Source organism: Sphingobium sp. KKT206 (genome assembly GCF_055640555.1).
The window spans coordinates 1,034,203-1,059,123 of record NZ_CM145765.1 but is presented as its reverse complement, the minus strand read 5'-3'; the positions used below and the strand labels follow the sequence as shown (position 1 = coordinate 1,059,123).

The window sequence follows — 24,921 nt, the reverse complement described above, 5'->3', positions numbered from 1 at the left end:
CAGCCTTTGCCTACCCCTTCATGTCGATGGTGGCGATCAATCCGCCATCATCGGCGTTGCGCAAGCGCACCGATGCCTCGAAACTCATCGCCAGCGACCGGGCGATGGTGAGGCCGATGCCGGTGCCGTGCCGCCCGCCGGGTTGGCCGCTTGGCCCGCGCGTGAACGGTTCGAACATCTGGTCGAGCTGATCGGGCGCAATGCCCGGTCCCCGGTCGCGCACATGGATCAGCACGCGCCCGCCCGTCCGCGCGCAGCTTATATCGGCGCTGCCGCCATATTTGATCGCATTGTCGACCAGGTTGCCGATGCAGCGGGTCAGCGCATTGGGCTTCACCCGCACCGTACCGCCGCATCCCGTGATGAACCGCACCGGCGCGCCGAGTTCCTGTGCATCCTCGGCCATACTGGCGAGCAGCGAGTCAATGTCGAGTTGCGACCATGGCTCGCGCGCTTCGGTGCTGCTGGCAAGGTCCAGCCCTTCCCGCACCAGCGTCTGCATCGCCTGCAGATCCTGCAGGAGACGCGCGCGCAACTCGCCCTCCTCCATCAACTCCAGCCGCAGCCGCATCCGTGTCATCGGCGTTTGCAGGTCGTGGCTGATTGCGGCGAGCAATTGCGTGCGCTCGGCAAAACCGGCGCGGGCGCGGCGCTGCATCAGGTTGAAGGTGGAAAGCGCGGCGCGCACTTCCTCTGGCCCCCGTTCGGGAATCTCCTCCGGGTCGAGCGATACGGAAAAGGCTTCGGCCGCCCGTTCGAGACGGCGCAACGGTTTGGATACGAAGCGCGCGACAAGGATCGCCAAGCCTGCCGACGCGGCGATGATGACCATCAGGTAGAGCGGATTATAGATGACCCGCAGCGGCTTGGCGAGGCGGGGGAAGGTCAGGGCCAGTGCGCGCCGCTGCCCACTGGTGTCGGTGAAGCGCACTACCCAGCAATCGGGGCGCGGCGCGTCGACCAGCCCGGCCGCGCGCTCGGTCGTCCGGGCGAAATCGGGGAAGCAAAGGCCGAGCGGCACCTGACCCGCTTCGGGCAGCGAACGCGGGCCAAGGCGGTCGGCCAGCGTCGCCTGCAGGTCGGCGTCCGGCTCGTTGATCGCGACGCCGGCCGGGGCGGGCGATGCGCCAATGATGCTATGCGTCGCCATCATCGCCTCGATCCGCGCGGGATCACGGCGTAAGCGGTCGGCAATGTCCATCGCGCTCGCCACCACGCGCTGACGCCGCACCCGTTCGAAATCATGCCGCCGCGTCTGTTCGGCGACCATCAGCGCGATGATCGCGGCGACCGACATGCCGATCGTCAGGATCACGAAAATCTGGCCGGTCATGGACCGGAAGAAGACCGGCACGCGGGAAAGCGATCGACGGATCATGAATAATCGACCGCGCTGGCCAGCACATAGCCCTCGCCACGCACGGTCAGGATCAATTCGCTACCCCCCGGCAGCACCGCCAGTTTCTGCCGCAACCGGCTGATCTGCAGGTCGATCGTCCGGTCAAAGGCAGCAGTCGCGCGTCGTTCGGGCAGCAAGGCCTCGCGCGCCAGAACTACGTTCGGTTCCTCGATGAAGCGGCAGAGTAAACGATACTCGGCCGACGACAGCATCACCAATCGCTCGTCGGGCGCGACCAGCCGCCGTTGTACCAGGTCCAGCCGCCACGGGCCGAAATGGGCGTAGCGCATCGCTTCGGCCGGTGCCACAGGTTCGCTCCGCCCGCGCCGCAGCAGGTTCCGGATGCGCACCAGCAATTCGCGCGGTTCGAACGGCTTGGTCAGATAATCGTCGGCGCCGAGTTCCAGCCCCAGCACCCGGTCGATCGCACTGCCGCGCGCGGTCACCATGATGATCTGCACGGCAGACCCCTCGGCCCGCAACTCCCGGCACAGCGACAAGCCGTCACCATCGGGCAGGTTGAGGTCCAGCACGATGAGGTCGATCGTCTCCTCGCGCAGCGTCTGGCGCAGTTCGGTCAGGCTGCCGACACCCAGCAGCCGGTAATTTTCCTGCCGTAACTGCCCGATGATGAGGTCGCGAATATCGGCATCGTCATCGACCACCAGCACCGTGGCGGCAGGAGGAAGGGAAGGGTCGATCATGCGGTCTTCTATCGTGCGTACCTGCAAAAGTCTGCGCTTCTCCGCACCCTGCTACAGGCTGATACAAAGCGTTACGCGGCGGCGAGGCGATGCGACAGGCCGACCATAAGTCGCTCTACCATGTGACAGGCAAAAGCGTCAGGACGAGAGCGTCGGCACCCCCTAGCCGACGCCAAGCGGAGTCCTCGCGACGTCAGCGGACCATGTCCGTCCGGCGCACGATCCCTCCCCCTCCCCCCGTGTCCGGCCGGCCCGCCGATGACGCGAGGCTCCGCCTGGTTCACGCAAGGATCGACGCTACTCTATGCCCTCGCCTTTTCGCACCGTGCCTCTGGCGCTCTGCATATTGATCGCCGCCTGCGCTGAACCCAAGCCCCCGCAAAAAGGCCCGGTCGAAGTGGGGGTCGTCACCCTGACGACGCAAAATGTCACGGTGGCGAGCGAACTGCCTGGCCGCACCGTGTCGGCGATGATGTCGGAAGTCCGGCCCCAGGTTGCTGGCCTGATTCAGAAACGCCTGTTCACAGAAGGCGCGATGGTGACCGCCGGGCAGCCGCTCTATCAGATTGACGAACGCCTCTATCGTGCCTCCCGCGACGAAGCGCAGGCAGCGCTGGCGAGCGCGCAGGCGACGCAGATGGCGGCGCAGGCCAGGGCGCGCCGCTACACATCGCTGGGTGACAGCGAAGCCGTCAGCGCGCAGGATCGTGACGATGTCACCGCCACCGCGCGGCAGGCCAGCGCCGCCGTGCAGCAGGCCCGCGCCAGCCTGCAGACCAGCAACGTCAACCTGCAATTCACCCTGGTCCGTGCGCCGATCAGCGGGCGTATCGGCCGCACGCTGTTCACGCCGGGCGCGCTGGTGACCGCCAGCCAGGCCGATCCGCTGACGACGATCCAGCAGCTTGATCCGATCTATGTCGATGTCACCCAGTCCAGCACCCAGTTGCTCGCGCTGCGCCGGTCGCTGGCGTCGGGCCAGACGCTGCCCGCCAGCGCGACTATTCGCCTGAAACTGGAGGATGGCAGCGACTATCCGCAGGAGGGGGTGATCGCGTTCGCCGAACCGATTGTTGACGTCAACAGCGGCACGGTGACGCTGCGTGCGCGCTTCCCCAATCCCGACGGGCTGTTGATGCCCGGCATGTTCGTGCGCGTCGTCGCCCCGCAATCGGTCGTGCCGGGCGCGATCCTGGCGCCGCAACAGGGCATCACGCGCGATCCCAAGGGCAATGCCACCGCCCTGGTGGTGAACAGCGCGAACAAGGTCGAGCGCCGCACCGTGACGGCGGGGCAGGCGATCGGCGACAAATGGCTGATCACCAAGGGGTTGAAAGCCGGCGACAGGCTGATCGTCGAAGGCACGGGCAAGGTCCAGCCCGACGATGTCGTCAAGCCCGTCGCGGCATCGAAATAAGCCATGCTCAGTCGCTATTTCATCGAACGGCCGATCTTTGCCTGGGTCATCGCCATTGGCATCATGTTGGCGGGGCTGGGGGCGATGTTTTCGCTGCCCATCGCCCAATATCCCGACATTGCGCCGCCCGGCGTCGGCATCAGTGCGACCTATCCCGGCGCATCGGCCGACACCGTCGAAACCGCCGTTACCCAGGTCATCGAACAGCAGCTGACCGGCATTGACGGGCTGATGTATTTCTCGTCCTCATCGTCCGCAACGGGCCGGTCGCAGATCACCGTAACCTTCCAGAAGGGCACCGACCCTGACACCGCGCAGGTGCAGGTGCAGAACCGCGTGCAACAGGCGCTCAGCCGCCTGCCCAATCCGGTGCAGCAGCAGGGATTGACCGTCACCAAGCAGCAGACCGACTTCCTGATGCTGGTCGGCCTCTATGACGAAAACGACCTGGCAACGCAGGCCGATATTTCAGACTATCTGGTCAATAATTTCCAGGATCCGATCGCGCGGATCGAAGGCATTGGCGCGACCCAGATATTCGGGTCGCAATATGCCATGCGCGTCTGGCTCGATCCCTATAAGCTCGCCGCCGTCAAGCTGATGCCCTCGGACGTGCAGAGCGCGATATCGGCGCAGAATGTCGAAGTGTCCGCCGGGCAGATCGGTGCCGACCCCGCACCCGCCGGGCAGCAGATCAATGCCACGGTGACCGCCCGATCGCGGCTGGAAACGCCTGAGCAATTCCGCAACATCGTCGTCAAGACGCAGCGCGACGGGTCGATCGTGCATTTGTCCGACGTCGCGCGGGTGGAATTGGGCAATGAAAGCTACACTACGTCCGCGCGGCTGAACGGCCATCCCGCAACCGGCATGGCGCTGCAACTCGCGCCCGGTGCCGACGCGCTCAAGACCGCCGAACTGGTGAAGGCCAGGGTCGATCAATTGGCGCAAAACCTGCCCCATGGCTATAAACTGGTGTACCCGCGCGATACGACGCCGTTCATCAAACTGTCCGTCAACGAAGTCATCAAGACGCTGATCGAGGCTGTCTTGCTGGTCGTCGTGGTCATGTTCGTCTTCCTGCAGAGCTGGCGCGCGACCCTTATCCCCACCATTGCGGTGCCCGTCGTGCTGCTCGGCACCTTCGGCGTGCTGGCGCTATTCGGCTATTCCATCAACACGCTCACTTTGTTCGGCATGGTGTTGTCGATCGGCCTGCTGGTCGATGACGCCATCGTCGTGGTCGAGAATGTCGAGCGGATCATGGAGGAAGAGGGGCTTTCCCCCCGCGACGCGACGATCAAGTCGATGGAGGAGATCGGCAGCGCGCTGGTCGGCATCGGCCTTGTCCTGTCGGCGGTCCTCTTGCCCATGGCTTTCTTCGGCGGATCGACCGGCGTCATCTATCGCCAATTCTCCATCACCATCGTCTCGTCCATGCTGCTCTCGGTCGTGGTGGCGCTCATTCTCTCGCCCGCGCTCTGCGCCACTTTGCTCAAACCCGTGCATGACGAACGGCGCAATCATGGCTGGTCGGGCAAGTTCAACCGCGGGTTCGATCGGCTGACCAACGGCTATATCCGCCGCACCGAACAGATGCTGGGACGCCGCAAGCTGTTCTGGGTCGGCTATGTCGTCATCCTTGGCATCCTCGCCCTGCTGTTCGTGCGCCTCCCCTCCAGCTTCCTGCCCGTCGAGGATCAGGGCCAGGTGATGGTGCAACTCACGCTGCCCGCCGGTGCCAAGTCCAGCCGCACGACCGAAACGGCCGCGCAGGTACAAAATTACTTTCTGAATGACGAGAAGGACAATGTCGCTTTCACCTTCATCTTGACGGGGTTCAGTTTTCAAGGTCAGGGCGAGAATGTCGCGCAGGGTTTCATCAACCTTGCGCCCTGGGAAGACCGCAAGGGTGCGGTGAACAGCGCGGGCGGCATTGCCGAGCGCGCCAACAAGCAATTATCGGCCATTCGCGATGCCAGGGTGCTGGCGATGACGCCGCCCGTCATTCGCGGCCTCGGCCAATCCAATGGCTTCTCCTTTCAACTGCTCAACACCGGTGGGTTAAGCCGCGACCGCTTTCTGGAACTGCGCAACCAGTTGATCGCCGCCGCCGCGAAAGACCCGCTACTCGCAGGCGTGCGCGCTGCCGCGCTGGAAGACACGCCGCAGCTCAAGATCGATGTGGATTCCGAAAAGCTCGCCGTCCTGGGTCTGAGTCAGAGCGATGTGGACTCGGTCCTCAGCGCCGCCTGGGGCAGCCGCTACATCAATGATTTCGTGGATCGCGGCCGGGTGAAGCGCGTCTTCATGCAGGCCGACGCCCCCTATCGCGCGCTGCCGACCGATCTGGACAACTGGATGGTGCGATCCGCATCCACCGGCGAAATGGTGCCCTTCTCCGCCTTTGCCACCACGCGCTGGACGATGGGGCCGTCCACGCTGGCGCGCTTCAACGGCCAGTCCTCCTATGAATTGCAGGGACAGGCGGCGGCAGGCGCCAGTTCGGGCGAAGCGATGGACCGCATCGTTGAGCTACAGCAACAGCTTCCCGCAGGCACCAGCTATGCCTGGAGCGGCCTATCCTATCAGGAACAATTGTCGGGTGGTCAGGCGCCGCTGCTGTACGGCCTGTCGGTGCTGGTCGTCTTCCTCTGCCTTGCTGCCTTGTATGAAAGCTGGTCGATCCCGATCGCGGTGCTGCTGGTGGTGCCGCTTGGCCTTGTCGGCGCCGTGATCGCGGTGTGGGCGCGGGGGCTGGAGAATAATATCTTCTTCCAAGTGGGCTTGCTCACCACCATGGGGCTTGCCGCCAAGAACGCCATCCTGATCGTGGAATTTGCCGAACTCGCACATCGACAGGGCAAAGACCCACTCTCGGCAGCGATCGAAGCCGCGAGGCTGCGCTTCCGCCCGATCCTGATGACCTCGCTGGCCTTCATCGCGGGCGTCATTCCGCTCGCCATCGCCACCGGTGCTGGCGCGCAGAGCCGGGTCGCGATCGGCACCGCCGTCGTCGGCGGCATGTTGACCGCCACATTGCTGGCGATCTTCTATGTCCCGCTCTTCTTCGTCACCATCGCACGGCTGTTCGACAGCAAGGCCAAGGCCAAAGCCCCGCCGCCAAGCCCCGCCCCGGACGCAGGATTGCCCGCATGACCCGCTCGCTCCTTCTGCTGACCAGCGCGCTGACGCTGGCGGGGTGCAACATGGCCCCGACCTATGTCCGCCCCGCTGCGCCGGTTCCAGCGGCCCTGCCCACGGGCGAAGCCTATGCCCCGGCGCAGGCGGGCGCGGCGGGGCTTCCCTGGACGCAATTGGTCGGCGATGCCAAACTCCAGGCGGTGATCGCGCGCGCACTCACCAATAATCGCGACCTGCGCGCGACGCTGGCCAATGTGCAGGCCGCCCGCGCCCAATATCGCATCCAGCGCGCCAGCCAGTTGCCGACGATCACCGGCGACGCCGGCGCGACCTTCAGCCGACGCAATGACGCACAGCAAAACAGCTATAGCGCCGACATCGGCTTTGGTGCGTTCGAAATCGATCTGTTCGGACGGCTGCGCAACCTGTCGGAATCCGCGCTGCAATCCTATCTGGCAACGCAGGAAGGCGCGCGGGCCGCCCGCATCGCGCTCATTGCCGAGACCGCGACCGCCTATGCGACGCTGGCCGCCGACCAGGAATTGCTCACCGTTTCGCGCCAAACGCTCGCCAGCGCACAGCGCACGCTCGACCTTGTGAGTTCGCTGAACGGCACCGGGTTGACCGGCAAGCTGGACGTCTATCAGGCGCAAACCACGGTCGAACAGGCCGCTTCCGATGTCGCCTCCAATGTGACGCAAGTGGCGCAGGACCGTAATGCGATCGACCTGCTGGCTGGCGCGCCCGTCGAGGAATCGCTGCTGCCCGCCTCGCTCGACAGCCTGATCACGGGCATCGCCAAGGTGCCCGCCGGGCTGACCTCCGACATCCTGCTCCAGCGCCCCGATGTGCTGCAGGCCGAACATCAGCTCATGGCCGCCAATGCCGATATCGGCGCAGCGCGTGCGGCGATGTTTCCGCGGATCAGCCTGACCTCGGCGATCGGCGTTGCCAGTTCGGCCCTGTCCTCGCTGTTTACCGGCGATGCCTTTGCCTGGTCGGCCGCGCCCTCGGCGAGCCTGCCGATCTTCGGCGGCCCCGTGCGCGGCAATATCGACTTTAGCAAGGCGCAGCGCGACATGATGCTGGCGCAATATGAGGGCGCGATCCAGACCGCTTTCAGGGAAGTCGCCGATGCCCTGGCCCGTGACGGCACGATCGATGCGCAACAGGCGGCCCAGCGTCGCCTGGTGATCGCCAGTCAACGGGCCTATGCCCTGTCCGAAGACCGCTATCGCGCCGGTATCGATACCTTCCTCACGACGCTCACCAGCCAGCGCACGCTCTATGCCGCGCGCCAGTCGGCGATCGCCACCGACCTCGCTCTGCTCACCAACCGCATCCTGCTCTATCGCGTGATCGGCGCGGATCAGTAACCTCTTCCCACGCCTTCCATTTATGATATGCTTTCTCCATAAGATAAATGGAGAGAGACCATGCTGTTATTGGCGCGGTATCTGGATTGGTTTTGTCGGCAATGTGCCGCTGGTGCGCAGGATGAACTGCGCCTCAATCAGTTGATCATCAGTGCGCGGGCACCGCGCTCGCCTAAGGATGCTGCGCCGCAGCGCCGCTGAACCCCGCTTCTTCGCCCTTGCCTCTCCGCCTTTCCCGCGCCATGGCACGGGCGATAGCGCGGCGGAGGAAAGCAGAGCCATGAGCAAGGACCGCCCGCAAGAGCTGCGCGACATTGTCGAGCGGATCGGCCAGCGGCCTGCCAACCCGATCACCCGCGCCCGCCAGATGGTGGAGCAGGAAGTGCCCGTCGCCAGGCGGGGACCGGGCTGGGACCGCCATTGGCGCGAACTCGAAGCCTATCTCGAAGTCGGGGTCGTCTGGCGCGACCCGGCCAAAACTGTCTGCATCGATCCTGCAGGGCCGGAGGATGAAGCGCCACAAGACAAAAAAAGGGCCGATCCGAAGACCAGCCCGTAAAAGTTTTAGGAGAGGATGCCTGAAAGGCGAGTTTGTTTTCGCCCCAATGGCGTTTTGCTGCAAGTGCGAAAGCATCATGTGCGATTGCAAAAATTGCATCCGTAGCGCAATGCAACGCTTTCCGTAGGGGAATTGATCGATACCCTGTGGCGTTGTGATGGGCGATGACTGATTGCGACTCGGCGAATCACTTGCTGATCCATGCTTTGCGCACAGCGGTCGGCTGCCTCTATGATGACTGCGCGAAAACCGCCAACTGATCGGCGAAGGCGTGCTTAAAGGCCGGGCGCGCCTCGCCACGAGCGACATAGGTACATAGATTGGGATAGGCGGTCAGCAGTCCGGATATGGTCAGCCGACGCAGCACAGTGACCATCAGCAAATCGCCCGCGCTGAACGCACCATCAAGCCATTCCGCATCATCCAAATGCTTTGACAGGGCGTCGAGACGGTGGCGAGTCTGATCGTCCATCATCTGCAGACGTTCAACATGCCAAGGCTTGTCGCGTTCAGTGAACATGGCGCTTTCGCGATGGAGGATCGGGGGCTCCACCGTGCTGAGCGCCGCGAACATCCAACTGATGGCCCGCCCTCGCGCGATGTCATCGTCCGGCAACAGGCCGGGATGCTGCTGTGCGATGTGGAGGACGATCGCGCCGGATTCGAACAGCCTCAAATCTCCTTCCTCATAGGTCGGGATTTGCCCGAACGGATGCAGCGACTGATGCGGGGCTTCCTTCATCGCCGCAAAGGACAACAAGCGAACCGCATAAGGCTGGCCCACTTCCTCCAAGGCCCATCTGACCCCCATATCGCGTGCCAGCCCCCGGCCGCGATCGGGCGATTGGGCAAAAGCGGTGATGGTGATAGCCATTGTGAGGGTCCTGCATTCTGCCGACGATATGCGCAGGCTTCACCTCTCCCGTCCGGCATGCAAGAGTGAGTCGATATTTTCGTCCACCGCCAATCCCTGACCCGAAAAGGCCAGCCATGACAGCAGCGTCCCCGCAGACCGATCAGCCCTGGTGGAAGGGCGCGGTGATCTACCAGATTTATCCGCGCAGCTTTCAGGACAGCAATCATGACGGCGTGGGTGACCTGAACGGCATCACCCAGCGATTGGAGCATGTCGCCAAATTGGGCGTGGACGCGATCTGGATATCGCCCTTCTTCACCTCGCCGATGCGCGATTTTGGCTATGATATCGCCGATTATTGCGGCGTCGATCCGGTCTTCGGCACGCTCGCCGATTTCGACGCGCTCATCGCCCGCGCCCATGCGCTGGGCTTGAAGGTCACGATCGATCAGGTCTATGCCCATAGTTCCGACCTCCACGACTGGTTCGTGCAGAGCCGCGCCGACCGCACCAATGCCAAGGCCGACTGGTATGTCTGGGCCGATCCCAAGGCCGACGGCAGCCCGCCCAATAATTGGCAATCGGTATTCGGCGGCCCGGCCTGGACCTGGGACGCGCGGCGCGGTCAATATTATATGCACCAGTTCCTGGCCAGCCAGCCGCAGCTCAACGTCCATAACCCGATGGTTCAGGATGCGTTGCTGGACGTCATGCGCTTCTGGCTGGACCGCGGCGTCGATGGCTTCCGCCTCGATGCGCTCAACCACGCGATGCACGATCCCGATTTCCGCGACAATCCTCCCGCGCCCGATGATGGCAGCCCCCGCACCCGGCCTTTTGATTTCCAGATCAAACGCTACAGCCAGTCGCATCACGCCATCGTCCCCTTCGTGGAACGCATCCGCGCACTATGCGACGCCTATGGTGCGATCTTCACGGTCGCCGAAGTGGGCGGCGCACTCGCCGAGCACGAAATGAAGGCCTTTACCGCCGGCGATCATCGCCTCAACAGCGCCTATGGCTTCACCTTCCTCTACGCGCCCGCGCTCACGCCAGCGCTAGTGGCGGAGACGGTCGACCAATGGCCGGACGAGCCGGGCATGGGCTGGCCCAGCTGGGCGTTCGAGAATCACGACGCGCCGCGCGCGCTGTCGCGCTGGTGCGCGCCCGAAGATCGGCCTGCCTTTGCGCGCATGAAGATGGTTCTGCTGATGGCGCTGCGCGGCAACGCCATCCTCTATCAGGGCGAGGAACTGGGCATCACCCAGGTCGACATCCCCTTCGAGCGATTGCAAGACCCCGAAGCGATCGCCAACTGGCCGCTCACCCTGTCGCGCGATGGCGCGCGCACGCCGCTGCCTTGGTCGGCCGATGCCATACAGGCGGGCTTTTCCAGCGTCGAACCCTGGCTGCCCCATGGCGACGATCATCTCGCTCTCGCCGTGGACGCGCAGGAGGCCGACCCCGAATCCCTCCTCACCTTCACCCGCAACATGCTGACGCTGCGCAAGACCAACCCGGCGCTACGCCATGGTGCGCTCGCCATCCTGGTTGCCGACACCGCCTGCCTCGCCTTCCGCCGGACCAGCGGCGACCAGTCTTTGCTCTGCATCTTCAACCTGTCGCGCGAGGCCATGGACTGGCCCGCTGGCGTTGACGGGTCAGGTCGCATCCTGAGCGCCGTCAACGGAGCATCGTCGGCCAGCCTGCCGCCATTCGCCGCCCTGCTGATCGAACAGTGACGCTCAGGCGGCGACCCGTTCGCCGCTCAGCATCTCGCTCAACCGACCGCGGATGATCGCCTCGGCATCCGCCACGATGCGCTTCACCAGCGCGTCGCAGGTCGGGATGTCGTGGATCAGGCCTTGGACCTGCCCGGCCCAGACCAGCCCCGCGTCCAGATCGCCCGTTTCCAGCGCAACCCGCCCCTTCGCGCCCGATACGAGCGGCTGGATGTCCTGAAACACCGCGCCGTCGCGCGACGATATCTCGACCACCTGATCCGACACGCTATTCTTGGCGACGCGCCCCGTATTGTGGAATTTGCGGAAGATCAGGTTCGTGCCCCGCTCGTCATTATCGACCAGAAACTGCTTCACATTGTCATGGATCGGCGCTTCCACCGTCGCGCAGAAGCGCGTGCCCATGTTGATGCCGTCCGCCCCCAGCGCCAGCGCGGCGGCAAGACCGCGCCCGTCGCCGAAGCCGCCACTCGCGATCATCGGGATCGTCAGCTTGTCGGCCGCCGCCGGGATCAGGATCAGCCCCGGAATATCATCCTCGCCCGGATGCCCCGCACATTCGAACCCGTCGATCGAGATCGCATCCACGCACATCCGCTGCGCCGATAGAGCATGACGGACGGCCGTGCATTTATGCACGACGATGACGCCGTGCGCCTTGAAATCGTCGACATGCTCCTGCGGCTTATGCCCCGCCGTCTCGACGATCTTGACCCCGCTATCGATGATCGCCTTGCGATATTCCGCATAAGGCGGCGGACTGACCGACGGCAATATGGTGAGGTTCACGCCGAACGGCTTGTCGGTCATCGCACGGCAGCGATCGATTTCGCGCCGCAGATCGTCGGGCGTCGGCTGGGTCAGCGCGGTCAATATGCCCAAGCCACCGGCATTGGAGACGGCCGCGGCCAGTTCCGCCCGGCCGACCCACATCATGCCGCCCTGCACGATCGGATGCTCGATCCCGCACAGGTCTGTAAAGCGCGTCCTGATCCCCATTACAGCGCTTCCACGATCGTCACATTGGCAACGCCCCCGCCTTCGCACATCGTCTGCAAGCCATAGCGCTTGCCCTTGGCGCGCAGGGCATGGATCAGCGTGGTCATCAGCTTGGTGCCACTGGCGCCCAGCGGATGGCCGAGCGCGATCGCGCCACCATGAACGTTGAGCTTCGCCGGGTCCGCGCCGATCGCCTTGAGCCATGCCATCGGGATCGCGGCAAAGGCTTCGTTCACTTCGAACAGGTCGATGTCGTTGAGGCTGAGGCCCGACCGCTCGAACGCGCGCCGGGTCGCCGGAATCGGCTCCTCCAGCATGATCACCGGGTCACCCGCCGTCACCGTCAGGTTGACGATGCGCGCAATGGGCTTGAGGTTGAAGCGCTTGATCGCTGCCTCGCTCGCCACCAGCACCCCCGAAGCGCCATCGGTCATCTGGCTGGCATTGGCTGCGGTGATGGTGCCGCCTTCCTCCAGCGTCTTGACGCTGGCCATCGCCTCCATCGTGCCGCCGCGGCGCACGCCGTCATCGGTGTCGAACAGGCCTTCGGGCGTCCCCACGCCGACGATCTCGCCCTTGAACGCACCGCTGTCGATCGCGGCGGCCGCCTTGGCATGGCTGGCTAGCGCAAAAGCGTCCATATCCTCACGGGTGAAGCCATATTTGTTGGCGATCATCTGCGCGCCATGGAACTGGCTGAACTCGGCCACACCATAGCGGTTCTGGATGCTCTTGGGCCATGGCCCGATGCCGACGCCCGCCGCCGCGTGAAGCTGATAGTTGGAACCCATCGGCACCCGCGTCATGCTTTCCGCGCCCGCGGCAATCACCAGATCCTGCGTACCGGACATGATCGCCTGCACCGCGAAATGCAGCGCCTGTTGCGAGGAACCGCATTGCCGGTCGATGGTGACGGCGGGCACGCTGTCGGGCAGCTTCGACGCCAGCACGAGGTTGCGGCCAAAGGCAAAGGCCTGTTCGCCTGCCTGACTGACGCAGCCGACGATGACATCCTCGATCGCAGCGGGATCGACGCCCGTGCGATCGACCAGCGCATTGAGGATGGTCGCGCCCAGATCGGCGGGATGCACGTCGATCAGGCCGCCCTTGCGGGCGCGGCCACCGGCGGTACGGACGGCTTCTACGATATAGGCGTCGGCCATGGTCTCAAACTCCCCTAAAATTGGCGGGGCGTTTTGCAAGCAATGCGCTTAGCCCCTCTTCACTTTCCTGTCCCGCGCCTGCCGCCGCCATGCTCCGCAATTCGCGGTCCAGCTGCGTCTCCAACCCGGTCTCGAAACTGTCGGCCAGCAGCGCGCGGCTGGCGGCCAGCGCCGCCATCGGCGCATCGGCCAGCGCGGTGGCGACGCGCAGGCCTTCGTCGACCAGCGCTTCGTCATCGACGATCCGCGTGACCAGCCCGATCGCCTCGGCCTCCTCCGCCTTGATCCGGCGGTTGGTCAGGATGATGTCCTGCGCCTTGCGCAACCCCACCAGACGCGGCAGCAACCAGCTAAGGCCCCCGTCCGGCGTCAGGCCGATCGCGCCATAAGCGGCGGTAAAATGCGCCGACCGCGCGCCGATTACCACGTCACCCAGCATCGCCAGGCTGAACCCCGCGCCCGCCGCCGGGCCGTTGACCAATGTGACCAGCGGCTTGGGCGCGCGCGCCAGCCGGGCGACGGCGGCATGAAAGGTTGCGATCAATTCGCTCAGCACTTCCGATCGCTTGTCGCCCGCACCGGCCAGCAATTGCACATCGCCGCCTGCGCAGAATAACCGCCCATTGCCGGTCAGGACGATACAGCGGATCGCCGCGTCGGTTTGGCACCGGATCGCGGCCGCCAGCAGCGCGCGCGCCAGCGGCAAAGTGATGGCGTTGCCTGCCTCTGGCCGGTCAAGCGTGATCCGCCCGATGCCGTCCTCGACCGTAAAGGCGATCCCGTCCATCAGCGCGGCGCCATGCGGATTGCACCGTCCAGGCGGATGACATCGCCGTTCAGCATCGGGTTGCGGACGATGGACTCCACCAGTTGCGCATATTCGGCCGGTTTGCCCAGGCGACTGGGATGCGGCACCTGCGCGCCCAATGCATCCTGCACATGCTGCGGGAAGGCTTCGAGCATCGGCGTCAAGAAAATGCCCGGCGCGATCGTCATGACGCGAATCTTATGTTGCGCCAGGTCACGCGCGATCGGCAATGTCATCCCGACGACGCCGCCCTTCGACGCGCTGTATGCTGCCTGTCCGATCTGCCCGTCATAGGCCGCGACCGATGCGGTGTTGACGATAACACCACGCTCGCCGTCAATCTCCTCGGCCGCGGCCAGCCGCGCCGAGAATTTGGAAATGACGTTGAATGTGCCGATGAGGTTGACGGTCACCGTCTTGGCAAACGTATCGAGCGGATGCGGCGCATTCTCCTTGCCCACCGTCTTGACCGCAGGTGCGATCCCCGCGCAGTTGACCAGGATGCGCGCTACGCCATGCGCGGCCTCCGCCGTGTCCAAACCGGCCGCGACGCTGGCATCATCGGCGACATTCACCGAGACATAGACCCCGCCCAGTTCCGCCGCGACGGCCTTGCCCGCTTCTTCGTTCAAGTCGAAGATCGCAACCTTCGCGCCCTGCGCCGCCAGCATCGTCGCGGTCGCCCGGCCAAGCCCCGAAGCGCCGCCCGTAACAATGGCGGCCAAACCTTTGATATCCATAACAACCAACCCCTAAACTATCAGACCAGCTCGATCGCCATCGCCGTCGCTTCACCACCACCGATGCACAGGCTGGCGACGCCGCGCTTCAACCCGCGCGTTTCCAGCGCCCCGATCAACGTCGCGACGATGCGCGCGCCCGATGCGCCGATCGGATGGCCAAGCGCCGTAGCGCCGCCATTGACGTTCAGCTTCTCCGCCGGAATGCCCAATTCCTTGGCGGCGATCATCGCGACGACGGCAAAGGCTTCGTTGACCTCGAATAGATCGACATCGTCCACCGACCAGCCTGCCTTTTCCAGCAGCTTGCGCATTGCCGGAACCGGTGCGGTCGTGAATTTCGATGGCTCATGCGCGTGCCCTGCGGTCGCGACCACGCGGGCGACAACCTTCATGCCTTGCTTGTCCGCGACGCTCTGCCGCGTCATCACCAACGCTGCCGCACCGTCCGAAATGGACGAGGCATTGGCCGCCGTGATCGTGCCATCCTTGACGAAAGCGGGCTTGAGGCCGGGAATCTTGTCCGGCCGTGCCTTGCCCGGTTGTTCGTCGGTATCGACGATCGTGTCGCCGCCCCGGCCCCTGACCGTCACCGGCGTAATCTCGCGCACGAAAGCACCGCTGCCGATCGCCTCATTGGCGCGTTCGAGCGAGCGGATGGCATAATCATCCTGATCCTGCCGCGTGAACTGATAATCGCGCACCGCTTCCTCGGCGAACACACCCATCGCCTTGCCCGGCTCATAGGCATCTTCCAGCCCGTCCATCATCATCGTGTCGATGATCCGGTCATGGCCGATCCGCGCCCCGCCACGATGCTTGGGCAGGGCATAAGGCGCATTGGTCATGCTCTCCATCCCGCCTGCAATCACGACATCCACCGCGCCGGATGCCAGCGCTTCATGCGCCATGATCGCGGCCTGCATCCCCGATCCGCACATCTTGTTGACGGTGGTGGCTTCGGTGTTGAGGCCAAGCCCCGCACCCAATGCCGCTTGCCGCGCCGGCGCCTGCCCCAGTCCGGCTGGCAGGACGCACCCCATATAGATGCGATCGACCGCATCGACCGAAACGCCCGCCCGCTCGACCGCGGCCTTGACTGCCGCCGCGCCCAGTTCGGTGGCCTTGAGGCCCGACAAGGCACCCTGAAACCCGCCCATCGGCGTGCGGGCATAGCTGGCGATAACTACCGGATCGTCCTGCATATCAATTCCTTTCAAAGACTGCGCGCGATGACCATGCGCTGGATGTCCGATGTGCCCTCGTAAATTTGGCACACGCGCACATCGCGATAGATTTTGGCGACGCCATATTCTTCCAGATAGCCATAGCCACCCAGCGTCTGGAGCGCGCCCGATACGATCTGTTCGGCGGCTTCCGACGCGAACAGCTTGGCCATCGACGCTTCGGTCAGGCAGGGCAGGCCCGCATCCTTCACCCGTGCGGCGTTCAGCACCAGCTGCCGCGCCGCCTCCAGCCGGGTGGCGAGGTCAGCAAGGCGGAAGCCCACCGCCTGATGCTCCATGATGGGCTTGCCGAAACTCCGGCGTTCCTTGGCATAGGCGACCGCGATGTCCATTGCCGCCTGCGCCATGCCGACGCATTGCGCGGCGATGCCGATGCGGCCCGTCTCCAGATTGGCAAGCGCAATGCGATAGCCCTGCCCCGGCTGGCCGATCAGCAGATCATCCTCGACGAACATATCATCGAACCGCAGCGCGCAGGTGTCCGACGCGCCCTGCCCCAACTTATGCTCGACCTTGTCGACGCTGAAACCGGGTCGGTCGGTCGGCACGATGAACACGGACAGACCTTTCTTGCCCGCATCGGGATCTGTCACGGCGGCGACCATTACCAGTCCGGCGATCTTGCCCGACGTGATGAACTGTTTGGAGCCATTAATGCGCCAGCCGCCATCGACCTTGGTCGCGCGGGTGCGCACGGCGGACGCATCCGATCCGGCATCGGCCTCAGTCAGGGCAAAGGCACCGATGATCCGCCCCCCAATCAGGTCGGGCAGGAAGCGCGCCTTCTGCGCCTCGCTACCATCCTTGAGCAGGCCGGACACGAGGATGCTATTCTGGATAGAAACGATGGTGGACAGTGCCCCGTCCGCCGCCGCCAGTTCGATCAGCGCCAGCGCGTAGGACACCGCGTCCGCCTCCGCCCCGCCATAGCTTTCCGGCGCCGTCATGCCCCACAGGCCGAGGCCTGCCATCTCCTCGAACAGCTCAGGCGGATAGCCGCCCTCCGCTTCGAAGCGCATGCTATGCGGACGGATGGTTTCCTGCGCGAAACTGCGCACCGTATCGCGAATGGCCGTCTGAATTTCCGTCAGCATAAAACCCATTCGTCTCCTATATACTCGTCGGTATATTGATTATCCGCAGGTTTCTTGTCAAGGGTGGAGCCGTAAGGAGAATAGCTTGCCTCTGCCCAATGCCGCCCCCTCCCCCTTCCGATCGCGCGAAGAGCGCGAGCGTGACCGCGAGGAAAAGCGCGAAGCCGTGCTGCGTGCAGCAGTGCGGATGTTCAACGCACGCGGTTTTCACGCGACGTCGCTCGATGATGTCGCGGCGAGCCTGGGGATCAGCAAGCCGACCATCTATCATTATCTGGGCAATAAGGAGCAGGTGCTGATCGAATGCGTGACGCGCGGGCTGGAATTGCTCAGCGCCGCCGCCGATACGGCCCGCGCCCAGCCCGGCGATGGCCTCGCCCGACTACGCAGTGTCCTGCGCAGCTATGCGCTGGTGATGATGGATGATTTCGGTCGATGCGTGGTGCGCACCGGCGACGAATTTCTCTCCCCCGAAGGCGCGGCGCTATTTCGTGCGCGCAAGCGGGCGATCGACCTGTCGATCCGGGCGCTGATTGAGGACGGGATCGCCGATGGCTCGATCGCACCGGTCGATGTGCGGATGACGGCCTTCACCCTGGCGGGTGCGCTCAACTGGCCGGGCCGCTGGCATGCGCCGGACGGGCCATTGACCCCCAGCGAGATCGCCAACGCGATGGTTGATATATTGATCGGCGGCCTCGCCCCGCGCGCCTGATCAGTCCGCCAACACGCTGCGCGCCGCCGCCACGATCGGCGGCGGTGACGCGGCCAGCGCTTCGGACGTCGTGGCATAGAGCAGCCCGATGGTGCGCGTCTGGTCGAACCCCGCCAGCCGCGGTCGGGCGACATCCGGCGCGGCATAGCTGATCGGCATCAGCGTGATCCCCACCCCCGCCGCCACCATCTGCATCACCCGTTCGTCATTGACCGACCGATAGGCGAAATGCGGCCGCACGCCGCGTTCGGTGAAGAAGCGGCTCGTATTCGACAGAACCTCGCAATGGCGGCGCACGATCATCACATCCTCGTTCAGCGTCTCGGCCGCGACCGATGCCTGCCCGGCGGCGGGGTGATCCAGCGGCACGGCCAGCGCATAGCCCTCCTCGCGTAGCGGTTCTTCCAGAAACCGGTCGCTGCCCCGCCCGACCAACGTCAGCGCACAGTCGATCCGTCCGCGCGCAACATGGCCCAGCAATTCCCGCTCGGTCCCTTCCACCAGTTCCAACCGCGCGTCAGGGTCGATGCCGCGCGCCGCGCGCGTGATCGCTGCGATCGTCGCACCGGGCAGGCTGCGGATCACCCCCATCCGCGTCAGCGGCCCTTGCGCCGCGCCCGCCAGCATCTGCTGCGCCAGGTTGAACTCGCCCTCGATCCGCCGCGCATGGGCCAGCAGGCGCGATCCCGCCTGCGTCAGCTCGACCCGATGCCCCGATCGCAGGAACAAGACCCCGCCCAGCGCCCGCTCCAGCTTGGCGATCCCGACCGAGAGCGTCGGCTGCGCCACATTGCAATGCCCCGCCGCGCGTGAAAAATTGCCATGGTCGACCACGGCCAGGAAATAACGGAGCTGATAACGTTCGATCATAGATGCCATCTATGACACCCTGCCAATTCTTTCAATTTTGAATTGGTGGCTGGCTGCGTTAGTCTTGCGGCAAATAGGAGAGGCCAATGAGCAATTTCGATTTCGCCCTGGGCGAAACCGCCGACATGATCCGCGAAAGCACGGCGCGCTTCGCCGCTGACAAGATCGCGCCGCTGGCCGCCGAAATCGACGCCAAGGACTGGTTCCCCCGCGACCTGTGGCCGCAAATGGGTGCGCTTGGCCTGCATGGCATCACGGTCGAGGAGGAATGGGGCGGCCTTGGCCTTGGCTATCTCGACCATGTCGTGGCGCAAGAGGAAGTCGCGCGCGCCTCCGCTTCGATCGGCCTGTCCTATGGCGCCCACTCCAACCTCTGCGTCAACCAGATCCGCCGCTGGGGCACCGACGCGCAAAAAGCGAAATATCTGCCCAAACTTATCTCCGGCGAGCATGTCGGCAGCCTCGCCATGTCGGAAGCGGGTGCAGGTTCGGACGTCGTGTCGATGACGCTGAAAGCGGAAAAGCGCGGCGACCGCTATATCCTCAACGGCACCAAGTTCTGGATCACCAACGCGACCTATGCCGACACGCTGGTCGTCTACGCCCGCACCGGCGAAGGCAGCCAAGGCCTCACCACCTTCCTCATCGAAAAGGGGATGAAGGGCTTTTCCATCGGCCAGAAGATCGACAAGATGGGGATGCGCGGCAGCCCCACCGCCGAACTGATCTTCGACGATTGCGAAGTGCCGGAAGACAATATCATGGGGGCGCTCAATGGCGGCGTCGGCATCTTGATGTCGGGCCTCGACTATGAGCGCACGGTGCTGGCGGGCATACAGCTTGGCATCATGCAAGCCTGTCTCGATACCGTCATTCCCTATGTCCGCGACCGCAAGCAGTTCGGCAAAGCCATCGGCACGTTCCAGTTGATGCAGGCCAAGATCGCCGACATGTATGTCGCGCTCAACAGCGCGCGCGCCTATGTCTATGCGGTCGCCAAGGCCTGTGACGCCGGGCGCACAACCCGCTTCGACGCGGCGGGTGCGATCCTGCTGGCGTCGGAAAATGCGGTGAAGGTCGCGCTCGAAGCCGTGCAGGCCTTGGGCGGCGCGGGCTATACCAAGGACTGGCCGGTCGAACGCTATCTGCGCGACGCCAAGCTGCTCGACATCGGTGCCGGCACCAACGAAATCCGCCGGATGTTGATCGGCCGCGAGGTCATCGGCGCACAATGATCCTCCCTCAGCTTGCTGGGGAAGGGAGACCGCCCGAAGGGTGGTGGAGGGGCAGGTGCCCCAGAACACAAAGTAGAGGGCCAAAGTGACCGCACCCATCCTCGACACCAAAGTCCTGCGCGATAGCGAAGCCTTCCGCGCCAATGTCGCGCACAACCGCGCGCTGGCCGAAGAATTGCGCGCCAAGGTCGCCGCCGCCGCCCAGGGCGGCTCCGTCAGTGCGCGCGACAAGCACACCGCGCGCGGCAAACTCCTGCCCCGCGACCGCGTCGAGCGCCTGCTCGATCCCGGCTCGCCCTTCCTCGAAATCGGCCAGCTTGCCGCCAATGGCCTTTATGGCGATGAAGTCCCCGGCGCTGGCCTGATCGCCGGGATTGGCCGGGTGTCGGGCCGACAGGTCATGATCGGTTGCAACGACGCCACGGTGAAGGGCGGCACCTATTACCCCGTCACCGTGAAAAAGCATCTGCGCGCGCAGGAAATCGCGCTCGAAAACCGCCTGCCCTGCATCTATCTGGTCGATAGCGGCGGCGCGAACCTGCCCAATCAGGCGGAGGTCTTCCCTGATCGCGACCATTTCGGCCGCATCTTCTATAATCAGGCAAACCTGTCGGCACAGGGCATCCCGCAGATCGCCTGCGTCATGGGCAGCTGCACGGCGGGCGGTGCCTATGTCCCCGCCATGTCCGACGAAACCATCATCGTCCGCAATCAGGGGACGATCTTCCTCGCGGGTCCGCCGCTGGTGCAGGCCGCGACCGGCGAAGTCATCACCGCCGAAGATCTGGGCGGCGGCGACCTGCATGGCCGCAAGTCGGGCGTGGTCGATCATGTCGCCGACAGCGACGATCATGCGCTGACCATCGTCCGCGACATCGTCTCGACCCTGCAACCCGATCGCCAGCCGGACCTCAACCTGCGCGAACCGCGCCCGCCCAAATATGATGCCAGCGATCTTTACGGCATCATCCCCGACGATGTTCGCGCCCCCTATGACGTGCGCGAAATCATCGCGCGCATCGTGGACGGCAGTGAGTTTCACGAGTTCAAGGCGCTCTACGGCACCACGCTCGTCTGCGGCTTCGCCCATATCTGGGGCATGCCCGTCGCGATCCTCGCCAATAACGGCGTGCTATTCAGCGAGAGCGCGCAAAAGGGCGCGCATTTCATCGAACTCGCCTGCCAGCGCCGCATACCGCTCCTGTTCCTCCAGAATATCTCCGGCTTCATGGTCGGCGGCAAATATGAGGCGGAGGGGATCGCCAAGCACGGCGCCAAACTCGTCACCGCCGTCGCCACCGCGCAGGTGCCCAAGGTCACCGTCCTGATCGGCGGCAGTTTCGGCGCAGGCAATTACGGCATGTGCGGCCGCGCCTATCAACCCCGCTTCCTCTTCACCTGGCCCAATGCCCGCATCAGCGTGATGGGCGGCGAACAGGCCGCGTCCGTGCTGGCCACCGTCCACCGCGACGCAAGCAAATGGACACCGGAGGAAGCCGAAGCCTTCAAAGCCCCCGTCCGCCAGAAATATGAGGAAGAAGGCAACCCCTATTACGCCACCGCCCGCCTGTGGGACGACGGCGTCATCGACCCAGCACAAACGCGCGATGTGCTGGGACTGGCCTTCTCTGCGGCGCTGAATGCGCCGGTGCCGGACAAGGCGCAATTCGGCCTGTTCCGGATGTGATGGCGGTGAGCACCCCCCTAAAATTCCTCCCCCAGCTCGTCTGGGGGAGGGGGACCGTCCGGCGCAGCCGGATGGTGGAGGGGCAATCGCGCCGTCGCCTCAGTCACGATCTCTCGCGTGACCGCATCCAGATCGGCCAACACGTCCCGCGCGGCAATGCGCAGTGTATGGATGTTCGCTTCGGCAAACCATCGGTCACGTTCAACATCCCGTTCGATTTGCGATCTGTCGGCATGGCCCTCGCCATCGATCTCGATCGCAAGCCGTGCATCGCTGCAATAAAAATCCAGAATATAAGGCCCGCTGGGATGCTGCCGACGAAATTTCAGACCGTTCGGTCGCGCACGAAGACCTTGCCAGACAAGCACTTCCGGCAGTGTCATCGCGCGGCACAACTGCCGGGCTTTGCGCACAGTGGCTGTTCGTGCCTTGGGCGCCCCATCTTTCAGCATTGTGCCATCACCCCTCCACCATGCTTCGCATGGTCCCCCTCCCCGAGACAAGCTCGGGGAGGATTTTCTGGAGTAGCTCCATGATCCAATACCTCCTCATCGCCAACCGCGGCGAAATCGCCTGCCATATCATCCGCGCGGCGGTAGAACGACGGCGTCATAGACGCGGAGCAGACCCGCAACGTGCTAGGAATGGCGCTCGTCCTGACGCTGAATGTGCTGGCGGACGTGGAAGCGCATTTCGGCCTGTTGCCGCTGTGATGGAGTGGAGAATATGAAGACGATTGCGCAAAGCGCTGAATTTGGATGTGGCCCGGCATGTTTGGCAATGCTCGCTGATATTTCCCTAGATAAAGCACTAGAAGTCTGCGGTGAGCAGGATTGGGAACGCGAGGGTATTAGTGAAAAAGACCTTCGCGCTGCCTTCGCGAACCGGGGTTATGCGATGGGCGAGGGCATAAAGATCAGCGAGGATAGACACACTCTTCTGAAAATATCAGATGATGCCCTGCTTTGGGGACCAATTCTGGAAAGAGATTGGGATAAGCGCCGCTTGCATCCTTGGAATGGCGTCACGGAAAGGGCCAGATTTACCTTCAAGGCACCGCTCCTGCAAAGCATCGTTAGAGTGAGCGACGAAAGCACAAAAATATCGATTGAAACCTATGATCATTGGGCGGTCTGGGACGGCAAGATGCAGGTCGTGAGAGACCCTTATGGTTACCTTTCGCCCTTTGCTCCCGCTTATTATTACCCGGTTTCAAGATCATGATCCAATCCCTCCTCATCGCCAATCGCGGCGAAATCGCCTGCCGTATCATCCGCACCGCGCGGGCCATGGGCATCCGCACCGTGGCCGTCTATTCCGACGCCGACGCGAACGCCCTCCACGTCCGCTCCGCCGACGAAGCCGTCCATATCGGCCCGTCCCCGGTGCGCGAATCCTACCTTATGGGCGACCGCATCATCGCCGCCGCGCGCGAGACCGGCGCGCAGTCGATCCACCCCGGCTACGGCTTCCTGTCCGAAAATGCCGAGTTCGCGCAGGCCGTCATCGACGCGGGCCTCATTTGGGTCGGCCCCAACCCGTCCTCCATCACCGCCATGGGTCTCAAGGACGCCGCCAAGCAATTGATGCAAAATGCAGGCGTTCCCACCACGCCCGGCTATCTCGGCGCGGACCAGTCCCCCGCCCATCTCGCGGCGCAAGCCGACGCCATCGGCTACCCCGTCCTCATCAAGGCCGTCGCAGGCGGCGGCGGCAAGGGGATGCGCAAGGTCGACGCCCCGGCCGACTTCGCCGACGCGCTTACCTCCTGCCAGCGCGAAGCCGCGTCCAGCTTCGGCAATGATCATGTCCTGCTCGAAAAATGGGTCACCAACCCGCGCCATATCGAGGTGCAGGTCTTCGGCGACAGTCATGGCAATGTCGTCCACCTGTTCGAACGCGACTGCTCGCTCCAGCGCCGCCACCAGAAGGTGATCGAGGAAGCCCCCGCACCGGGCATGGACGAAGCGACCCGCGAGGCGATCTGTTCCGCTGCCGTCCGCGCCGCGCAAGCGGTGAACTATGTCGGCGCAGGCACGATCGAATTTATCGCCGACGGCAGCGAAGGCCTGCGCGCTGACCGCATCTGGTTCATGGAAATGAACACGCGGCTCCAGGTTGAACATCCCGTGACGGAGGAGATCACCGGCGTCGATTTGGTCGAATGGCAGTTGCGCGTGGCAAGCGGCGAACCGCTGCCGCTGGCCCAGGACCAGCTCAACATCACCGGCCACGCCATGGAAGCGCGACTGTACGCGGAAGATCCAGCGACGGGTTTTCTGCCTAGTCCGGGGAAAATCGAAAGATTTGTTTTCAATTTAGGTGCGCGGGTCGAAGCTGGCGTGGACGAAGGCGACACCGTCAGTACGTTCTACGATCCGATGATAGCTAAAGTCATTTGCCATGGCGCTGATCGGGAAGAAGCACGAACTGGCCTCCTCAGATGGATGGATCGCAGCTACATAAGTCCATTAAAAACCAACAAGGCCTTCCTTTTCGCTTGCTTATCCATGCCGAATTTTCGGGATTGTATTCTGGATACGGGCTTGATCGAGCGTGAAGGCGAGAAGTTGACGCATGTGGACGGGCCTTCGCCTAAAACGATCCTCACTGCGGGTCGCAGGTTCCGACGTGATTGGTTGACCTACGAGGACGTTGATGAGCGGCACATGAAGGTTGGGCTGATGGGCTTCCGATTGAATGCGTCCGCAAAGCTGACCGTTGACCTTTATGAGGTGAACGGCGCGCGCGTCGTCGCGGACGTTACAAGCGATGACGTGCTTACCGGCCTAGCCTCTGATTTCGACCCTGATGGAACCATCATCGTCACCGAAGCGGGGCAAAGCTGGTTGTTCAGCAGCACTGCTCCCAGAACCATTGGTGCGGACGCCGCCTCCGACGGTGCGATCCTCTCCCCCATGCCCGGTCGCATCATCGCGGTTGCCGTCGCGGCGGGTGACGCTGTAGTCAAAGGCCAGAAACTCCTGACGCTCGAAGCCATGAAGATGGAGCATAGCCTGATCGCCCCGTTCGATGGCACCGTTGCCGAACTGAACGCAGCCGAAGGCGGTCAGGTGAGCGAGGGCGTGTTGTTGGCCAAGATCGCCAAAACCACTTAGCCGCTGTCCTACAGCCCGCCTTTCGGGCTATGATGCGGGCCAGCCCT

The 24,921-nt window shown here is 64.0% G+C and carries 21 protein-coding genes; 10 read left to right on the top strand and 11 right to left on the bottom strand.

What is annotated here, in order from left to right:
- Positions 1-10: 10 nt before the first annotated feature.
- Together ACZ2HM_RS22875 and ACZ2HM_RS22870 are read right to left on the bottom strand one after the other, a co-directional pair.
- Positions 11-1,378, bottom strand: coding sequence for an ATP-binding protein (locus ACZ2HM_RS22875; protein ID WP_037473206.1), 1,368 nt, complete (start codon positions 1,376-1,378; stop codon positions 11-13).
- On the bottom strand, positions 1,375-2,103 hold the full coding sequence (locus ACZ2HM_RS22870) for a response regulator (protein WP_037473208.1): 729 nt from the start codon (positions 2,101-2,103) through the stop codon (positions 1,375-1,377). Before ACZ2HM_RS22870 ends, ACZ2HM_RS22875 begins: the two co-directional genes overlap by 4 nt.
- Before the next feature lie 304 nt (positions 2,104-2,407).
- Between ACZ2HM_RS22870 and ACZ2HM_RS22865 the strand changes: the two genes are divergently transcribed.
- The 4 genes from ACZ2HM_RS22865 (at position 2,408) to ACZ2HM_RS22850 (ending at position 8,599) form a co-directional block, all read left to right on the top strand.
- Complete coding sequence (locus ACZ2HM_RS22865; protein ID WP_081913183.1) at positions 2,408-3,520, top strand: efflux RND transporter periplasmic adaptor subunit; 1,113 nt, start codon at positions 2,408-2,410, stop codon at positions 3,518-3,520.
- A gap of 3 nt (positions 3,521-3,523) precedes the next feature.
- Positions 3,524-6,679 (top strand): efflux RND transporter permease subunit, encoded by a 3,156-nt coding sequence (locus ACZ2HM_RS22860; RefSeq protein ID WP_470427098.1) that lies wholly within the window; start codon positions 3,524-3,526, stop codon positions 6,677-6,679.
- The gene (locus ACZ2HM_RS22855) at positions 6,676-8,040 is read left to right on the top strand and encodes an efflux transporter outer membrane subunit (protein ID WP_037480447.1); all 1,365 of its coding nucleotides are present in this window, start codon (positions 6,676-6,678) and stop codon (positions 8,038-8,040) included. Before ACZ2HM_RS22860 ends, ACZ2HM_RS22855 begins: the two co-directional genes overlap by 4 nt.
- Before the next feature lie 280 nt (positions 8,041-8,320).
- Complete coding sequence (locus tag ACZ2HM_RS22850; protein WP_150125702.1) at positions 8,321-8,599, top strand: hypothetical protein; 279 nt, start codon at positions 8,321-8,323, stop codon at positions 8,597-8,599.
- Positions 8,600-8,828: 229 nt separating this feature from the next.
- Here ACZ2HM_RS22850 and ACZ2HM_RS22845 read toward each other — a convergent pair whose 3' ends face one another.
- Complete coding sequence (locus ACZ2HM_RS22845) at positions 8,829-9,473, bottom strand: glutathione S-transferase family protein (RefSeq protein ID WP_037480450.1); 645 nt, start codon at positions 9,471-9,473, stop codon at positions 8,829-8,831.
- Positions 9,474-9,589: 116 nt separating this feature from the next.
- Between ACZ2HM_RS22845 and ACZ2HM_RS22840 the strand changes: the two genes are divergently transcribed.
- Positions 9,590-11,197: an alpha-glucosidase gene (locus ACZ2HM_RS22840; protein WP_037480453.1), complete on the top strand. Its 1,608-nt coding sequence runs from the start codon at positions 9,590-9,592 to the stop codon at positions 11,195-11,197.
- A 3-nt stretch (positions 11,198-11,200) separates the two neighbouring features.
- Here ACZ2HM_RS22840 and ACZ2HM_RS22835 read toward each other — a convergent pair whose 3' ends face one another.
- Genes ACZ2HM_RS22835 through ACZ2HM_RS22810 form a run of 6 tightly spaced genes read right to left on the bottom strand, consistent with a single transcriptional unit; the run spans position 11,201 to position 17,248 of the window.
- Positions 11,201-12,196 (bottom strand): NAD(P)H-dependent flavin oxidoreductase, encoded by a 996-nt coding sequence (locus tag ACZ2HM_RS22835; RefSeq protein WP_470427097.1) that lies wholly within the window; start codon positions 12,194-12,196, stop codon positions 11,201-11,203.
- On the bottom strand, positions 12,196-13,359 hold the full coding sequence (locus ACZ2HM_RS22830; RefSeq protein WP_470427096.1) for an acetyl-CoA C-acetyltransferase: 1,164 nt from the start codon (positions 13,357-13,359) through the stop codon (positions 12,196-12,198). The genes ACZ2HM_RS22835 and ACZ2HM_RS22830 overlap by 1 nt, the downstream gene beginning before the upstream one ends.
- Positions 13,360-13,363: 4 nt before the next feature.
- Positions 13,364-14,146, bottom strand: coding sequence for an enoyl-CoA hydratase/isomerase family protein (locus tag ACZ2HM_RS22825; protein ID WP_037480462.1), 783 nt, complete (start codon positions 14,144-14,146; stop codon positions 13,364-13,366).
- Positions 14,146-14,907 (bottom strand): 3-hydroxyacyl-CoA dehydrogenase, encoded by a 762-nt coding sequence (locus ACZ2HM_RS22820; protein WP_037480465.1) that lies wholly within the window; start codon positions 14,905-14,907, stop codon positions 14,146-14,148. Before ACZ2HM_RS22820 ends, ACZ2HM_RS22825 begins: the two co-directional genes overlap by 1 nt.
- Before the next feature lie 20 nt (positions 14,908-14,927).
- Positions 14,928-16,112, bottom strand: a complete 1,185-nt coding sequence (locus tag ACZ2HM_RS22815; RefSeq protein ID WP_470427095.1) for an acetyl-CoA C-acyltransferase — start codon at positions 16,110-16,112, stop codon at positions 14,928-14,930.
- 11 nt (positions 16,113-16,123) lie between these two features.
- Positions 16,124-17,248: an acyl-CoA dehydrogenase family protein gene (locus ACZ2HM_RS22810; RefSeq protein ID WP_037480831.1), complete on the bottom strand. Its 1,125-nt coding sequence runs from the start codon at positions 17,246-17,248 to the stop codon at positions 16,124-16,126.
- A gap of 85 nt (positions 17,249-17,333) precedes the next feature.
- Between ACZ2HM_RS22810 and ACZ2HM_RS22805 the strand changes: the two genes are divergently transcribed.
- Positions 17,334-17,963 (top strand): TetR/AcrR family transcriptional regulator, encoded by a 630-nt coding sequence (locus ACZ2HM_RS22805; RefSeq protein ID WP_076605624.1) that lies wholly within the window; start codon positions 17,334-17,336, stop codon positions 17,961-17,963.
- On the opposite strand, the gene ACZ2HM_RS22800 is transcribed toward ACZ2HM_RS22805, so the two are convergent.
- Positions 17,964-18,833: a LysR family transcriptional regulator gene (locus ACZ2HM_RS22800; RefSeq protein ID WP_313921900.1), complete on the bottom strand. Its 870-nt coding sequence runs from the start codon at positions 18,831-18,833 to the stop codon at positions 17,964-17,966.
- 86 nt (positions 18,834-18,919) lie between these two features.
- On the opposite strand from ACZ2HM_RS22800, the gene ACZ2HM_RS22795 reads away from it, so the two are divergent.
- A complete protein-coding gene (locus ACZ2HM_RS22795) occupies positions 18,920-20,068 on the top strand; it encodes an isovaleryl-CoA dehydrogenase (RefSeq protein ID WP_037473652.1) in 1,149 nt (382 codons plus the stop codon).
- 85 nt (positions 20,069-20,153) lie between these two features.
- The gene (locus ACZ2HM_RS22790; RefSeq protein WP_470427094.1) at positions 20,154-21,755 is read left to right on the top strand and encodes a carboxyl transferase domain-containing protein; all 1,602 of its coding nucleotides are present in this window, start codon (positions 20,154-20,156) and stop codon (positions 21,753-21,755) included.
- A gap of 17 nt (positions 21,756-21,772) precedes the next feature.
- On the opposite strand, the gene ACZ2HM_RS22785 is transcribed toward ACZ2HM_RS22790, so the two are convergent.
- A complete protein-coding gene (locus tag ACZ2HM_RS22785) occupies positions 21,773-22,207 on the bottom strand; it encodes an endonuclease domain-containing protein (protein ID WP_037473656.1) in 435 nt (144 codons plus the stop codon).
- A gap of 274 nt (positions 22,208-22,481) precedes the next feature.
- Between ACZ2HM_RS22785 and ACZ2HM_RS22780 the strand changes: the two genes are divergently transcribed.
- The gene (locus tag ACZ2HM_RS22780) at positions 22,482-22,979 is read left to right on the top strand and encodes a cysteine peptidase family C39 domain-containing protein (protein WP_069064333.1); all 498 of its coding nucleotides are present in this window, start codon (positions 22,482-22,484) and stop codon (positions 22,977-22,979) included.
- Positions 22,976-24,874 (top strand): acetyl/propionyl/methylcrotonyl-CoA carboxylase subunit alpha, encoded by a 1,899-nt coding sequence (locus ACZ2HM_RS22775; protein WP_470427093.1) that lies wholly within the window; start codon positions 22,976-22,978, stop codon positions 24,872-24,874. The genes ACZ2HM_RS22780 and ACZ2HM_RS22775 overlap by 4 nt, the downstream gene beginning before the upstream one ends.
- Positions 24,875-24,921 lie beyond the last annotated feature (47 nt).

Bases quoted from the DNA above. Each gene is read 5' to 3' on its own strand.
- ACZ2HM_RS22875 (WP_037473206.1), bottom strand. From the start codon at position 1,378: ATGATCCGTCGATCGCTTTCCCGCGTGCCGGTCTTCTTCCGGTCCATG.
- ACZ2HM_RS22870 (WP_037473208.1), bottom strand. From the start codon at position 2,103: ATGATCGACCCTTCCCTTCCTCCTGCCGCCACGGTGCTGGTGGTCGAT.
- ACZ2HM_RS22865 (WP_081913183.1), top strand. From the start codon at position 2,408: ATGCCCTCGCCTTTTCGCACCGTGCCTCTGGCGCTCTGCATATTGATC.
- ACZ2HM_RS22860 (WP_470427098.1), top strand. From the start codon at position 3,524: ATGCTCAGTCGCTATTTCATCGAACGGCCGATCTTTGCCTGGGTCATC.
- ACZ2HM_RS22855 (WP_037480447.1), top strand. From the start codon at position 6,676: ATGACCCGCTCGCTCCTTCTGCTGACCAGCGCGCTGACGCTGGCGGGG.
- ACZ2HM_RS22850 (WP_150125702.1), top strand. From the start codon at position 8,321: ATGAGCAAGGACCGCCCGCAAGAGCTGCGCGACATTGTCGAGCGGATC.
- ACZ2HM_RS22845 (WP_037480450.1), bottom strand. From the start codon at position 9,473: ATGGCTATCACCATCACCGCTTTTGCCCAATCGCCCGATCGCGGCCGG.
- ACZ2HM_RS22840 (WP_037480453.1), top strand. From the start codon at position 9,590: ATGACAGCAGCGTCCCCGCAGACCGATCAGCCCTGGTGGAAGGGCGCG.
- ACZ2HM_RS22835 (WP_470427097.1), bottom strand. From the start codon at position 12,196: ATGGGGATCAGGACGCGCTTTACAGACCTGTGCGGGATCGAGCATCCG.
- ACZ2HM_RS22830 (WP_470427096.1), bottom strand. From the start codon at position 13,359: ATGGCCGACGCCTATATCGTAGAAGCCGTCCGTACCGCCGGTGGCCGC.
- ACZ2HM_RS22825 (WP_037480462.1), bottom strand. From the start codon at position 14,146: ATGGACGGGATCGCCTTTACGGTCGAGGACGGCATCGGGCGGATCACG.
- ACZ2HM_RS22820 (WP_037480465.1), bottom strand. From the start codon at position 14,907: ATGGATATCAAAGGTTTGGCCGCCATTGTTACGGGCGGCGCTTCGGGG.
- ACZ2HM_RS22815 (WP_470427095.1), bottom strand. From the start codon at position 16,112: ATGCAGGACGATCCGGTAGTTATCGCCAGCTATGCCCGCACGCCGATG.
- ACZ2HM_RS22810 (WP_037480831.1), bottom strand. From the start codon at position 17,248: ATGCTGACGGAAATTCAGACGGCCATTCGCGATACGGTGCGCAGTTTC.
- ACZ2HM_RS22800 (WP_313921900.1), bottom strand. From the start codon at position 18,833: ATGATCGAACGTTATCAGCTCCGTTATTTCCTGGCCGTGGTCGACCAT.
- ACZ2HM_RS22795 (WP_037473652.1), top strand. From the start codon at position 18,920: ATGAGCAATTTCGATTTCGCCCTGGGCGAAACCGCCGACATGATCCGC.
- ACZ2HM_RS22785 (WP_037473656.1), bottom strand. From the start codon at position 22,207: ATGCTGAAAGATGGGGCGCCCAAGGCACGAACAGCCACTGTGCGCAAA.
- ACZ2HM_RS22780 (WP_069064333.1), top strand. From the start codon at position 22,482: ATGAAGACGATTGCGCAAAGCGCTGAATTTGGATGTGGCCCGGCATGT.
- ACZ2HM_RS22775 (WP_470427093.1), top strand. From the start codon at position 22,976: ATGATCCAATCCCTCCTCATCGCCAATCGCGGCGAAATCGCCTGCCGT.